Source organism: Micromonospora sp. NPDC005203 (assembly GCF_042872705.1).
Classification (GTDB): domain Bacteria; phylum Actinomycetota; class Actinomycetes; order Mycobacteriales; family Micromonosporaceae; genus Micromonospora.
This window is the reverse complement of the sequence record NZ_JBIAKV010000004.1, coordinates 1-12349: the sequence shown is the minus strand read 5'-3', so window position 1 is coordinate 12349 and position 12349 is coordinate 1. Positions and strand designations below refer to the sequence as shown.

Below are 12349 nucleotides of genomic sequence, written 5' to 3'. Positions count from 1 at the left end.
GGCGCAGCAGCATACGGCACTCATCCTCAGATGGCGGGCAGTCCCTCGGGGCCGGCGCCGCGCATCGAGCGGGTGAGTTTGCGGTCGTCGCTCCACAGGAAACAGCGCACGCCACGGTCGCCCTCCTCCCACTCCCGTTGCGACGGCGGGTAGTAGATGGACCCAGCCCGATACGGGAGGTCCTTGTTGTTCGGCACGGCCGCGTATGCGGCGATCAACTCCATGCAGCGTCGGTGCGACTGCGCGGCGGAGGCGGTGAACTCGGCCCAGCTGGCGTCCCGTTCCTGGTAGACGCCCACGAACTCGGCGCGGTGCGGCTCGGTGCAGAGCACCGGTGCCATGTAGTTGAGGTTGTCGCCGATCAGCTTGGGGTCGAAGCAGCGGTGGGTCAGCGGGCTGTCGCCGATCAACGCGCCCCGCAGGCTGCCGGTGCGGTTCACCGGGCGGGTGTTGTCGATGCTGCCGGTCTCGCTGAGGTCGCAGCGGAACCAGCGCGCGCCGCCGGTCCAGGAGGGGACCGACGGCAGCGCCAGGGACAGCGTGAGCCGGGCGGTGTGCCAGTCGCCGCCGAGCACCTCCCGGGCCCGTTGGTCGCACTCGGCGCGGGCCGTGCGCAGCGCCGCCGATCCGGGCTCCGGTCGGGTCTCGGTCAGCGCGTCGGGCCCGACGAAGGTGCCGACGTGGATGGCCTCGGCGAGGTGGTTGCGCGCGCAGTCCACCGTCTCGTAGGTGCTGGCCTGCACGACGCCGGTGATCCGGGGGAGGCAGGTGTCGGTGGCGGGGGTGAACGGCGTCGGGTCCCGCAGCGCCGGCCAGTCGTCGGTGAGGTCACCGTCCGCGCCCCGCGCCGGCGAGCAGCCGGCCAGCAGCATCGTCGTGACGCCGGCCAGCACCAGCGCTGGAAGCCACCGTCGCATTGTCCGCCCTTTCGGGAGCTGGCGGCCGGTCACCGCGCCCCGCGGCGAAACCCCGGCGGGCGTGCGCCCTTCGGCACCGTCCCGCTTGGAGTGTCGTCGCGTTTCCGTCGATCGGCCAGCCACTCATGTCTGTTCGTCCGGATTCGGCAGTCCGGAGCGCCTAATTCTGCACCACTGGTCACTGTCGCATCACAACGCGTCGGAGTTGGTGCCGCGCTGCGGGTCGCGCGTGAACGCGTTCGTACACTGGCCCCGTGACCGTACCGCCGCCGATCGTCGCGCCGAGCATCCTGGCCGCCGATTTCGCCCATCTCGCCGAAGAGGTCCGTGCCGTCGAGGACGCCGCGGACTGGTTGCACGTCGACGTGATGGACAACCATTTCGTGCCGAACCTGACCATCGGGTTGCCGGTGGTGCAGAGCCTGCGGGCGGTCACCGCGATGCCGTTCGACGTGCACCTGATGATCGAGGATCCGCGCCGGTGGGCGCCCGGTTACGCCGACGCGGGGGCGTACAACGTCACCTTCCACGCGGAGGCGGCCGACGACCCGGTGGCGCTGGCCAAGGACCTGCGCTCGGCGGGTGCGAAGGCCGGCCTGGCCATCGACCGGGACACTCCGATCGAGCCGTATCTGGACCTGCTGCCCAGCTTCGACACCCTCCTGATCATGACGATCAAGGCCGGTTTCGGTGGGCAGCGGTTCATTCCGCAGTTGCTGGAGAAGGTGCGTGCCGCCCGCCGGCACGTCGCGGCCGGGCACCTGGAGCTGCGCATCGAGGTGGACGGCGGGATCGCCGCGGACACCATCGAGCAGGCGGCCGCCGCCGGCGCCGACGCGTTCGTGGCCGGCACCGCCGTGTACGGCGCCGCCGACCCGGCGGAGGCGGTACGACACCTGCGGGCGCTGGCGGAACGCGCGGCTCCCGGGGCCTGAGGTGGAACCCGAGGTCGACCGCAAGGACATCATCCTCGTCGTCGACGACGACGCGGACATCGCTCGTTTCGTCGAGTTCAACCTGCGGCTGCACGGCTTCGAGGTGATCCACGCCAGCGACGGCCAGGAGGCCCTGGAGGTCATCGAGCGTCAGCGACCCGACCTGGCGGTGGTCGATCTCATGATGCCCCGCATCGACGGGCTGGAGTTGACCCGGCGGCTGCGCGCCGACCCGATGACCTCCGCCCTTCCGGTGATCATGCTGACGGCCAAGGGGATGACTGTCGACAAGGTGCACGGGCTCAGCGCCGGCGCCGACGACTACCTGGTCAAGCCCTTCGACACCGCCGAGCTGGTGGCCCGGGTCTCGTCCACCCTGCGCCGCAACAAGGAGTTCCGGGAGGTTTCCCCGCTGACCGGGCTGCCCGGCAACAGCCGGATCCGTCGGGAGATCAGCGACCGGGTCCGCAACGGCGTGGACTACGCCGTCGGCTACGTCGACATCGACCGGTTCAAGAGCGTCAACGACCGGTACGGCTTCGTGCGGGGCGACGACTTCATCTCCGCGCTGGCCCGCAGCCTGCACCGGGCGGTGGTGGGCGTCGGGCTGCCACCGGCCTTCCTCGGTCACGTCGGCGGCGACGACTTCGTCATCGTCTGCGCACCGGACCAGGTGCGCCCACTGACGTCCCGGGCGGTCGTCGACTTCGAGAACGCCGCCGACACGCTCTACGACCCGACCGACCGGGAGCGCGGTTTCGTCGAGCTGAAGGACCGGCGTGGCACCATCCGCCGCGCCGCCCTGGTCACGCTCTCCATCGGGGTGTCCCTCTCCGACGCCGGCAAGCGGTTCACCGACCCCCTGGAGGCGATCGCGGTGGCCTCGGAGATGAAGACGGTGGCCAAGAGTCAACCGGGGTCGTACGTCGCGGTGGACCGGCGCCGTGGTGTCACGTGAGCATGACGGCCCTGTGAAGTAGCTCGCCTAGGTGGCGACGCCCGCCCGTCGACGTGCAACACTTTCCTGTACCCACCACGCGCTGGCGGGACTCGGTGAAATTCCGAACCGGCGGTGATCCACGGTCCAACCGTGGTCAGCCCGCGACCCGGACGGCTCTGCTGCCCGGTGGACCTGGTGAAAATCCGGGGCCGACGGTTGGGAGCGGTTCGTCCGCTCCCAGACAGTCCGGATGGGAGACAGCGCGCGGGACGGACGGGTCCGAGCCGGCCGCTGGCTTCAGCGTGCCGCGCCGACCCTCCGGGGGCGGCTGTGCCGTTCCCGGAATCCGTGGGCGGCTCGCGCCGTTCCCGGATCCGCCACCGCCTGCCCGCGGCCCCATGGCCGCAGCCTCCCTGACCGCCGCGCGCGGACCGGCGAGTGAGAGGGCAGGACAGGGCGATGGCCAGCGTCTCCGTCGACGAGGCGATGCGGCGTGCGATCGAGTTGGCGGCACGCGGGCTCGGCACCACCAGTCCCAACCCCGTGGTCGGTTGCGTGCTGCTCGACGAGGACGGCCAGGTCGTCGGTGAGGGCTTCCACGCGTACGCCGGCGGGCCGCACGCCGAGATCGTCGCGCTGGCGCAGGCCGGGCGACGCGCCAAGGGCGGCACCGCGATCGTCACTCTGGAACCGTGCGATCACACCGGCCGCACCGGCCCCTGCAGTTCCGCGCTCGTCCAGGCCGGGGTCTCCCGGGTGGTCATCGCCGTACCCGACCCGAACCCGGTCGCGTCCGGGGGCGCTGCCACGCTGCGCGCCGCCGGGGTCCGGGTCGACCTGGGGGTACGCGGCGAGGACGCCGAGGCCGGCAATGTCGCCTGGCTGACCTCGATGCGCCGCGGCTGGCCGTATGTCATCTGGAAGTACGCCGCCACGCTCGACGGGCGCTCCGCCGCGGCGGACGGCACCAGCATGTGGATCACCTCGGAGGCGGCCCGGAGCGACGTGCACGCGCTGCGCGGCACCGTCGACGCGGTGCTCGCCGGGGTGGGCACGGTGCTCGCCGACGACCCCCGGTTGACCGCCCGCAACCTGCGCGACGGCAGTCTGGCCATCCGGCAGCCGCTGCGGGTGGTCGTGGACAGCTCGGGGCGTACCCCGGCCGACGCCCGGGTCCGCGACGGCGCCGCGCGGACGTGGATCGCGACGGCCGACGAGGTCGGCGCCGACCCGGACGGCCGCGTCGACCTGTCGGCGCTGCTCGCGGCGCTGCACCAGCGCGGGGTCCGCGCGGTGCTGCTGGAGGGCGGCCCCCGACTGGCCGGCGCGTTCCTGCGGGCCGGCCTGATCGACAAGATCGTCTCCTACGTCGCGCCCCGGTTGCTCGGCGCCGGCCCGACAGCTCTCGTCGACGCGGGAGTGACCACCATCGCCGAGGCCATCGATCTGGAGTTCGTCGACGTTACGCAGATCGGTCCGGATCTCCGGATCACCGCTTCGCCCCGCAAAAGGGAGGGCTGACATGTTCACCGGCATTATCGAGGAGTTGGGTGGGATCGTCCGGGTCACGGCGACGGCAGGCGATTCGGCGCTTGTCGCCGTTCGCGGTCCGCTCGTCACGTCCGACGCCCGGCACGGCGACTCCATCGCGGTCAACGGCGTCTGCCTGACCGTCGTGGAGGTCACCGACGGGGTTTTCACCGCCGACGTGATGGGGGAGACGCTGCGCCGCTCCGCGCTGGGCGCGTTGAACGTCGGCGACCCGGTCAACCTGGAGCGGGCCGCCGCCCTCGGCAGCCGGCTCGGCGGGCACCTGGTCCAGGGCCACGTCGACGGCGTCGGCGAGCTGATCTCCCGGGAGCCGGCCGAGCAGTGGGAGACCGTCCGGTTCCGCCTGCCCGCCGCGCTGTCGCGGTACGTGGTGGAGAAGGGCTCGATCACCATCGACGGCGTCTCGCTGACCGTGGCCGAGGTGGGCGCGGACGAGTTCGCCGTCGGGTTGATCCCGACCACGCTCGCGCTGACCACGCTCGGCGCCAAGGGTGTCGGCGACCCGGTCAACCTGGAGGTCGACGTGCTGGCCAAGTACGTCGAGCGGCTGCTCGGCGACCGGCTCACCGACGCTCGCCCGACGGCCTCGACCCTGGGCGAGGTGGCCTGATGGGTCCGCTCAGCTGGCTGCTGGACGCCCAGGTGCAGGTGGCCGGCTCGCCGGTGCTGGCCCGGGAGATCGTCGGCAACGCCTTCGGGTTGGTCTCCGCGCTGCTCGGGCTGCGCCGGCTGGTCTGGGCGTGGCCGGTCGGCATGGTCGGTAACGCGCTGCTGCTCACCGTCTTCCTCGGCGGGGTGTTCGCCACCCCGCAGGAACACGACCTGTACGGGCAGGCCGGCCGGCAGGTGTTCTTCTTCGCGGTCAGCGTCTATGGCTGGTGGCGCTGGCAGTCGAACCGTCGCGCCGGCGACGGCCAGGCGGCGGTCGTCCCGCGGTGGGCCACCGGGCGGGAGCGGCTGATGCTGCTGCTGGCCGCGGTGGTCGGCACCGCCGCGGCGTACCCGGTGCTCAAGGCACTGGGCTCGTGGGGTCCGCTGCCCGACGCCTGGATCCTCACCGGCAGCCTGCTGGCCACCTACGGCATGGCCCGTGGCTGGGTGGAGTTCTGGCTGCTGTGGATCGCGGTGGACGCCGTCGGCGTGCCGCTGCTGCTACGCGGCGGCTTCTATCCGTCGGCGGTCATGTACCTGGTCTACGGCGCCATCTGCGCCTGGGGCTTCGCCGCCTGGTGGCGCACCTCGCGCGCCACCCGACCGGCCCCGGTCCGTCCCACCTACACGGAGGCCGTCGCGTGACCAGTTTTGGGAGCATCGAGCAGGCGATCGCGGAGATCGCCGCCGGCCGGCCGGTCGTCGTGGTCGACGACGCCGACCGGGAGAACGAGGGCGACCTGATCTTCGCGGCCGAGCTGGCCACGCCGGAGCTGATGGCATTCATGGTGCGCTACACCTCCGGGTACGTCTGCGTGGCGTTGACCGAGAGCGAGGCCGACCGCCTCGACCTGCCGCCGATGCACCACACCAACCAGGACCGGCGCGGCACCGCGTACACGGTGACCGTGGACGCCCGGGAGGGGGTCAGCACCGGCATCTCGGCGGCCGACCGCGCGCACACCAGCCGGCTGCTCGCCTCGGCGGCGACCGACCCGACCGACCTGGCGCGACCCGGACACGTGGTGCCGCTGCGCGCCCGCGAGGGCGGGGTGCTGCGGCGCCCCGGGCACACCGAGGCGGGGATCGACCTGACCCGGCTCGCCGGTCTGCGCCCGGCGGGCGTGCTCTGCGAGCTGGTCAACGACGACGGCACCATGATGCGGCTGCCGGACCTGGAGAAGTTCTGCGCCGAGCACGGCCTCACGCTGATCACCATCGCCGACCTGGTCGCCTACCGGCGGCGTACCGAGAAGCAGGTCGAGTTGGTCGCGGACGCCCGGATGCCCACCCGGCACGGGGTGTTCCGCGCGCTCGGCTACCGGGCCGCGCACGATCCGGCCGAACACGTCGCCATGGTGCTGGGTGACCTCGGCGACGGCCAGGACGTGCTGGTCCGGGTGCACTCGGAGTGCCTGACCGGTGACGTGTTCGGCTCGCTGCGCTGCGACTGCGGGCCGCAGTTGGACGCCGCGTTGGCCCGGGTCGGACGCGAGGGCCGGGGCGTGGTTCTCTACGTCCGCGGACACGAGGGGCGCGGCATCGGGCTGTTGCACAAGCTGCAGGCGTACCAGTTGCAGGACGCCGGCCGAGACACCGTCGACGCCAACCTCGACCTGGGCCTGCCGGCCGACGCCCGCGACTACGGCACCGGCGCCCAGATCCTCTACGACCTGGGCGTGCGCTCGATGCGCCTGCTGACGAACAACCCGGCCAAGCGGGCCGGGCTGGAGGGGTACGGGTTGACCATCACCGGCCGGGAGGGGCTGCCGGCCGGCGCGCACCCGGAGAACCTGCGCTACCTGCGCACCAAGCGGGACCGGATGGGTCACCTGCTGGACGAGTTGGACGAGGTGTCCGAGGCGCCGCTGGGGCGCCCGGTCGCCAACGACGAGATCGGAGCATGACGATGGCGGGTTTTGGTGAGCCGGGAGTCGACGCGGTGGACGCCGCGGGGCTGACCGTCGGGATCGTGGCCGCCCGCTGGCACGGTGACCTGACCGACCACATGCTGGAGCGGGCCGTGGCCGCCGCCGAGGCGTGCGGGGCGCGGTCGGTCGTCGCCCGGGTCGCCGGCTCGGTCGAGTTGCCGGTGGTGGCGCAGGCCCTCGCGCGTCGCTGTGACGTGGTGGTCGCTCTGGGCGTGGTGGTGCGCGGTTCCACCGCCCACTTCGACTATGTCTGCCGCTCGGTGACCGACGGGCTGACCCGGGTGGCGCTGGACGAGGGCAAGCCGGTGGCGCACGGGGTGCTGACCGTGGAGACCATCGAGCAGGCCCGCGACCGGGCCGGTCTGCCCGGCTCGGCCGAGGACAAGGGCTGGGCCGCCACGGTGGCCGCACTCGACGCGGCGCTTGCCGTGCGAACCGTCGCGGCGGGCAACGCCCAGCGGGTCGGCTTCAGCGGCTGACGCCCGTGCCGCCCCGGTCGTGTCTGAGGGTGGGCCCTCAGAGACGACCGGCCTCGATGATCCGGTGCAGGAACTGCCGGGTCCGGGGCTGGGTCGGCTCGCCGAACACCTGCTCCGGCGGGCCGCTCTCGACGACCCGCCCGGCGTCGAGGAAGCAGACCTGGTCGGCGACCTCCCGGGCGAAGCCCATCTCGTGGGTGGCCAGCACCATCGTCATGCCGTCCGCCTTCAGGTCGCGGATCATCGCCAGTACCTCGCCGACGAGTTCCGGGTCCAGCGCGGAGGTGATCTCGTCGAGCAGCATCAGTCGAGGTGAGTTCGCCAGTGCCCGGACGATCGCCACCCGCTGCTGCTGACCGCCGGAGAGCCGATCCGGGTAGGCGTCCGCCCGGGCGCCCAGACCCACCCGGTCGAGCAACTCCCGGGCCTGCGCCTCCGCCTCCGCACGATCCCGCCGGTGTACGCGCCGCGGCGCGAGGGTGATGTTGTCCAACACGCTCAGGTGCGGGAACAGGTTGTACGCCTGGAACACCATCCCGATCCGCCGGCGGACCCGGTCCGGGTCCACCCGGGGATCGGAGATGTCCTCCCCGTCCAACTCGATGGTGCCGTCGTCGAGCTCCTCCAGGAGGTTCACACAGCGCAGCAGGGTGGACTTACCCGAGCCGGAGGCGCCGATCAGCGCGACCACCTGATGCTCGGCGACCGTCAGGTCGAGCTGGTCGAGCACGACCTGACCGGCGAACTCCTTGCGCAGGCCCCGGCACCGCAGCACCGCCATGGTCAGCCTCCCGACTGTCGGCGGGCCGCCCGCAGCGTCACCCAGTCGGTGACCGCGATCAACGGGATCGCGAGCAGCACGAAGAGCACCCCCGCCACGATGTACGGCGTGTAGTTGAAGGTCTGGGCGGTGGCGATCTGGGCGGCCCGGACCGCGTCGATCGGCCCGGCGAGCGAGACCAGCCCGACGTCCTTCTGCAACGCCACCACGTCGTTGAGCAGCGGTGGCGCCACCCGGCGGACGGCCTGCGGCAGGACCACGTGCCGCATGGTCTGCCGGTAGGTCAGGCCCAGCGAACGGGCCGCGGCGAGCTGGCTGGGATGCACCGACTCGATTCCGGCCCGGAACACCTCGGCGAGATACCCGCCGTAGGTGAGGACCAGCGCGAGCCCGCCGAGCACCAGCGCCGGCGGCATGCCCTGCAGGCGCAGGCCGGGCACGCCGAGGGTGAGCACGTACAGCACGATGATCAGCGGCAGACCGCGGAAGGTGTAGGTGTATCCGGCGGCCAGCGCCCGGACCGGAAAGAAGATCGGGCCGCGCAACGTCCGCAGCACCGCGATCACCAGCCCGAGCACCAGCGCGCCGACGGCACAGCAGACCAGCAGTCGGACATTGAGCCAGAGCCCGCCCAGCACCGCCGGCAGCGCGTCGGAGGCGACAGCCGGGTCCAGGAACGACTGCCGGACCCGGTCCCAGCCGGGCGCGCCGGTCAGCGCGACGACCAGCAGCGTGCCGAGCGCCGCCGTGGAGCTGGCCGCGACCAGCACGCTGTAGACGGTCTGCCGATGCCGGTACGCCGCCCGCCGCCGCTGCGCCTCGGAGGGAACGTGTTGGAGCAGGGTCACCGCAGCTCGGCCGCCCCCGCGACCTGCGCGAGCCACTTCTGCTCCAGTTCCTTCAGCGTGCCCGCCTCGGTGAGCTGACCGACCGCGCCGGTGACGCAGGAGGTCAGCGGCGAGTTCTTGTCCAGCAGCAGCCCGAAGGCCTCGGGCGAGCCGACCTGCGGCACCTGCCCGACGATCGTCGCGTCGGTGAGCTCCGCGCCGGTCATGTAGAAGGCGGTCGGCAGGTCCACCACCAGACCGTCGATCTGCCCGTTCTGCAGGGCCTTCTTGGCGTCGTCGTTGCTGTTGTAGACCTGGGGTTTCCTGGTCGGCTTGAGCACGTCGACGATCGCCTGGTGGCTGGTGGTGCCGACCTGGGCGCCGAGTCGGGCGTCACGAAGTTCCGCCAACGACCTCCGGCCGGCGATCTTGGACGACTTCAACGCGATCACGGTCTGCCGGACCAGGTAGTACGGCGCGGAGAAGTCCACCGCCCGCTTGCGTTCCTCGGTGATGGAGAACTGGTTGATGTCGAAGTCGAAGGCCTTCGGCCCGGGTGCGATGGCGGTGTCGAACTTGACCCGGGTCCAGGAGACGTCCGCGCGGGCGTAGCCGAGCTTCTCGGCCACCGCGTACGCGACGGCGGACTCGAAGCCCTCGCCGTTGTCCGGCTTGTCCTTGGCGAACCACGGCTCGTACGCGGGCTGGTCGGTGGCGATGGTGAGCTTGCCCGGCGTCCGCGTGGGCAGGCTGTCCTTGGCGCAGGACGGCGCGGTGACAGTGGGGGTTGGCTCCTGTGGTGCGCATCCGGCGGTGGCGACGACGGCGGCACCGGCGAGGGTGAGCGCGAGGAGACGTGAGCTGCTGGCCATGGCCGACAGCGTAGAGGTATCGACCAGTCTGCTTGGGGTTTTATCCCACCATGTTGATAGGGAATTGTCCGCTTGCTGGATTTCGGCGGACCCGGACGCGGGGTGCCGCCCCGGTGGCTGGAAGAATCGTCCACCGTGAAGACGTTCGAGGAGTTGTTCGCCGAGCTGCAGGCCAAGGCCGCCGCCGGCACCCCGGGCTCGGGCACCGTCGCCGCCCTGGAGAAGGGCGTGCACTTCATCGGCAAGAAGGTCGTCGAGGAGGCGGCCGAGTCGTGGATGGCCGCCGAGCACGAGGGGCCGGAACGCACCGCCGAGGAGATCTCCCAACTGCTCTACCAGGTCCAGGTGCTCATGCTCGCCAGTGGTCTCGACCTCAAGGACGTCTACCGACATCTGTGAGTGCATCCCCACCCGTTGATCGCCATCCGGATCGAAGGAGCACTCCCGTCATGCTGCGTGTCGCCATTCCCAACAAGGGCACCCTGGCCGAGCCGGCCGCCCAGATGCTGCGTGAGGCGGGCTACCGCCAGCGCACCGACCCCAAGGACCTCGTCTGCCGCGACGAGGCCAACGACGTCGAATTCTTCTACCTGCGCCCCAAGGACATCGCCACCTACGTCGGGTCCGGTGACCTCGACCTCGGGATCACCGGCCGGGACCTGCTGATCGACTCGGCCGCGCCGGCGGAGGAGGTCGTCGACCTCGCCTTCGGGCAGGCCACCTTCCGCTTCGCCGCCCGCCCCGACGACATCGCCTCCGTGCGGGACCTGGGCGGGCACCGGATCGCCACCGCGTACCCCGGGCTGGTCGAGCGGCACCTCGGCGAGGTGGGCGTCAAGGCCGACGTGATCCGCCTCGACGGCGCGGTGGAGAACGCCGTACGCCTCGGCGTCGCCGACGTGATCGCGGACGTCGTGGAGACCGGCGCCACCCTGCGTCAGGCGGGCCTCGTGGTGTTCGGTGAGCCGCTGCTGCGGTCCTCGGCGGTGCTGGTCCGCCGCGCCGCCGCGCCGGCCCACCCGCAGGCCGCGCAGTTGCTGCGTCGCCTGCACGGTGTGCTGGTCGCCCGCCGCTACGTGATGCTCGCCTACGACGTGCCGGCGGGTCTGCTGGAACGGGCCAGCGGGCTCACCCCCGGCATCGAGTCGCCCACGGTGTCGCCGCTGCACCGCGAGGGGTGGGTGGCGGTGCAGGCGATGGTGCTCCGCGAAGACGTCCACCGCATCATGGACGAGCTGTACGAGCTGGGCGCCCGCGCCATCCTCGTCACCAACATCCACGCCTGTCGCCTCTGACCGGCGGCATCCACCGCTGGGCCCCGGCGGTTGATCAACTCGGTCTCGCTGGAACGGGGGTGTCCGAATGCCTGGGACACCCCCGTTTCGCTGATGCCGAGTGGATCTGTCATTCGCGCCGCCGCGGGGTTCGGGGCGGCGGTGTCGACGCCCGTGGTGGGCGCACCGCCCACGCAAGATCGCGCTCGATCATCGATTCAGTGGCCTCCAGCGCCACCGATGCTCAAGCCACGTCAAGCAGGAGAATCGCGCCGATCTTGCACCTTCTGTCGCCGATTTAGGCGGTAATGCACCCTAATGTCGGGGCAGAAAGTGCAAGATCGCGATGCAGGATCGGTTGACGAACAGTCATTCCGCCTCACGCAACGGCGTTGACATCCCGGATCGAGCACGATCTTGCGCGGGCGGTGCGGCTTGCGCGGGCGGTGCGGGCTGAGCGGTGGCTCGGCGGGTGGTGCGCTCGACGGGCGGGTGTGGATGGCAGACTGGTGGGGTGAGTGACACCGAACTGGTCCACCTGAAGCCCCGCCGCATCCGCGTGGTCTGCTGGTCGGCGGCGGTCGCGCTGGTGGTCGTGTTCGGCCTGGTCGCCACCTCGCTGAGTGGGCCGACTGGCGACGGTTACGGCAGTTTCCAACGCGGCGACCAGATCGCCATGATCGGCCTGGGCATCTTCGGCGCGCTGGGCTTCCTGCTGTTCACCCGTCCGCGGGTGGAGGCGGACGCTCGCGGCATTCGGGTCCGCAACGTCATCAGCTCCTACGAGCTGCCCTGGGAGGTTGTCCGGGGAGTCCGTTTCGACCGGGGCGCCCCGTGGGCCAGCCTGGAGCTGCACGACGACGATCTCCTGCCGATGGTTGCCCTGCAGGCCGCCGACAAGGAGCTGGCCGTCGACGGGGTCCGCGCGCTGCGGCGACTGCACGAGGCGCACCAGGCCCGTCTCGCCGAGCGTGCCAGCGGCCGCTGACCCGCTGCCCCGACCCCCCGGCTGTCCAGGATCCGAGCAACAACACCGAAACTGCTGCCGCCCGCCCGCCGGAAGCAGCACTATCGCCGATGTTGCTCGGATCCTGACGCGCCGTGCGCCGTGCGCCGTGCGCCGTGCGCCGTGCGCCGTGCGCCGTGCGCCGTGCGCCGTGCGCCGTGCGCCGTGCGCCGTGCGCCGTGCGC

14 protein-coding genes and 1 riboswitch are annotated in these 12349 nt (G+C 71.7%); of the genes, 10 read left to right on the top strand and 4 right to left on the bottom strand.

Translation table 11 applies throughout. The features are described from left to right. Positions 1-26: 26 nt before the first annotated feature. The gene (locus tag ACFYPM_RS11835) at positions 27-917 is read right to left on the bottom strand and encodes a septum formation family protein (RefSeq protein ID WP_387194487.1); all 891 of its coding nucleotides are present in this window, start codon (positions 915-917) and stop codon (positions 27-29) included. 254 nt (positions 918-1171) lie between these two features. Between ACFYPM_RS11835 and rpe the strand changes: the two genes are divergently transcribed. The 7 genes from rpe to ribH all read left to right on the top strand — a co-directional run bounded on the left by rpe (position 1172) and on the right by ribH (position 7404). Further along, the gene (gene rpe / locus ACFYPM_RS11830) at positions 1172-1852 is read left to right on the top strand and encodes a ribulose-phosphate 3-epimerase (RefSeq protein ID WP_387194484.1); all 681 of its coding nucleotides are present in this window, start codon (positions 1172-1174) and stop codon (positions 1850-1852) included. A 1-nt stretch (position 1853) separates the two neighbouring features. After that, on the top strand, positions 1854-2810 hold the full coding sequence (locus ACFYPM_RS11825) for a response regulator (protein WP_357254863.1): 957 nt from the start codon (positions 1854-1856) through the stop codon (positions 2808-2810). A gap of 77 nt (positions 2811-2887) precedes the next feature. Continuing rightward, positions 2888-3058: riboswitch (FMN riboswitch) on the top strand. Between the two features lie 193 nt (positions 3059-3251). Continuing rightward, the gene (gene ribD / locus ACFYPM_RS11820; protein ID WP_387194481.1) at positions 3252-4313 is read left to right on the top strand and encodes a bifunctional diaminohydroxyphosphoribosylaminopyrimidine deaminase/5-amino-6-(5-phosphoribosylamino)uracil reductase RibD; all 1062 of its coding nucleotides are present in this window, start codon (positions 3252-3254) and stop codon (positions 4311-4313) included. A 1-nt stretch (position 4314) separates the two neighbouring features. Beyond that, complete coding sequence (locus ACFYPM_RS11815) at positions 4315-4953, top strand: riboflavin synthase (RefSeq protein ID WP_387194478.1); 639 nt, start codon at positions 4315-4317, stop codon at positions 4951-4953. Next, positions 4953-5639: a nicotinamide riboside transporter PnuC gene (pnuC, locus tag ACFYPM_RS11810; protein ID WP_387194475.1), complete on the top strand. Its 687-nt coding sequence runs from the start codon at positions 4953-4955 to the stop codon at positions 5637-5639. The genes ACFYPM_RS11815 and pnuC overlap by 1 nt, the downstream gene beginning before the upstream one ends. Beyond that, complete coding sequence (locus ACFYPM_RS11805; RefSeq protein WP_387194472.1) at positions 5636-6901, top strand: bifunctional 3,4-dihydroxy-2-butanone-4-phosphate synthase/GTP cyclohydrolase II; 1266 nt, start codon at positions 5636-5638, stop codon at positions 6899-6901. The genes pnuC and ACFYPM_RS11805 overlap by 4 nt, the downstream gene beginning before the upstream one ends. A gap of 2 nt (positions 6902-6903) precedes the next feature. After that, positions 6904-7404: a 6,7-dimethyl-8-ribityllumazine synthase gene (gene ribH, locus ACFYPM_RS11800; RefSeq protein ID WP_357375587.1), complete on the top strand. Its 501-nt coding sequence runs from the start codon at positions 6904-6906 to the stop codon at positions 7402-7404. Between the two features lie 37 nt (positions 7405-7441). Here the strand turns inward: ribH and ACFYPM_RS11795 are convergent, their stop codons facing one another. Genes ACFYPM_RS11795 through ACFYPM_RS11785 form a run of 3 tightly spaced genes read right to left on the bottom strand, consistent with a single transcriptional unit; the run spans position 7442 to position 9884 of the window. Next, on the bottom strand, positions 7442-8185 hold the full coding sequence (locus ACFYPM_RS11795; protein ID WP_387194469.1) for an amino acid ABC transporter ATP-binding protein: 744 nt from the start codon (positions 8183-8185) through the stop codon (positions 7442-7444). 2 nt (positions 8186-8187) lie between these two features. Then, complete coding sequence (locus tag ACFYPM_RS11790; protein WP_387194466.1) at positions 8188-9033, bottom strand: amino acid ABC transporter permease; 846 nt, start codon at positions 9031-9033, stop codon at positions 8188-8190. Next, positions 9030-9884: a transporter substrate-binding domain-containing protein gene (locus ACFYPM_RS11785; RefSeq protein WP_387194463.1), complete on the bottom strand. Its 855-nt coding sequence runs from the start codon at positions 9882-9884 to the stop codon at positions 9030-9032. Before ACFYPM_RS11785 ends, ACFYPM_RS11790 begins: the two co-directional genes overlap by 4 nt. A gap of 135 nt (positions 9885-10019) precedes the next feature. Between ACFYPM_RS11785 and ACFYPM_RS11780 the strand changes: the two genes are divergently transcribed. The 3 genes from ACFYPM_RS11780 to ACFYPM_RS11770 all read left to right on the top strand — a co-directional run bounded on the left by ACFYPM_RS11780 (position 10020) and on the right by ACFYPM_RS11770 (position 12146). Continuing rightward, the gene (locus tag ACFYPM_RS11780) at positions 10020-10283 is read left to right on the top strand and encodes a phosphoribosyl-ATP diphosphatase (RefSeq protein ID WP_088947482.1); all 264 of its coding nucleotides are present in this window, start codon (positions 10020-10022) and stop codon (positions 10281-10283) included. A 50-nt stretch (positions 10284-10333) separates the two neighbouring features. Further along, entirely contained in the window at positions 10334-11179 is an 846-nt protein-coding gene (gene hisG, locus ACFYPM_RS11775) for an ATP phosphoribosyltransferase (RefSeq protein ID WP_357375488.1), read from the top strand. Positions 11180-11672: 493 nt separating this feature from the next. After that, complete coding sequence (locus ACFYPM_RS11770) at positions 11673-12146, top strand: PH domain-containing protein (protein WP_357254878.1); 474 nt, start codon at positions 11673-11675, stop codon at positions 12144-12146. Positions 12147-12349 lie beyond the last annotated feature (203 nt).

Excerpts from the sequence above, each read along its gene's own strand:
- ACFYPM_RS11835 (WP_387194487.1), bottom strand. The coding sequence starts at position 917 with ATGCGACGGTGGCTTCCAGCGCTGGTGCTGGCCGGCGTCACGACGATG.
- ribD (WP_387194481.1), top strand. The coding sequence starts at position 3,252 with ATGGCCAGCGTCTCCGTCGACGAGGCGATGCGGCGTGCGATCGAGTTG.
- ACFYPM_RS11815 (WP_387194478.1), top strand. The coding sequence starts at position 4,315 with ATGTTCACCGGCATTATCGAGGAGTTGGGTGGGATCGTCCGGGTCACG.
- pnuC (WP_387194475.1), top strand. The coding sequence starts at position 4,953 with ATGGGTCCGCTCAGCTGGCTGCTGGACGCCCAGGTGCAGGTGGCCGGC.
- ribH (WP_357375587.1), top strand. The coding sequence starts at position 6,904 with ATGGCGGGTTTTGGTGAGCCGGGAGTCGACGCGGTGGACGCCGCGGGG.
- ACFYPM_RS11795 (WP_387194469.1), bottom strand. The coding sequence starts at position 8,185 with ATGGCGGTGCTGCGGTGCCGGGGCCTGCGCAAGGAGTTCGCCGGTCAG.
- ACFYPM_RS11785 (WP_387194463.1), bottom strand. The coding sequence starts at position 9,884 with ATGGCCAGCAGCTCACGTCTCCTCGCGCTCACCCTCGCCGGTGCCGCC.
- hisG (WP_357375488.1), top strand. The coding sequence starts at position 10,334 with ATGCTGCGTGTCGCCATTCCCAACAAGGGCACCCTGGCCGAGCCGGCC.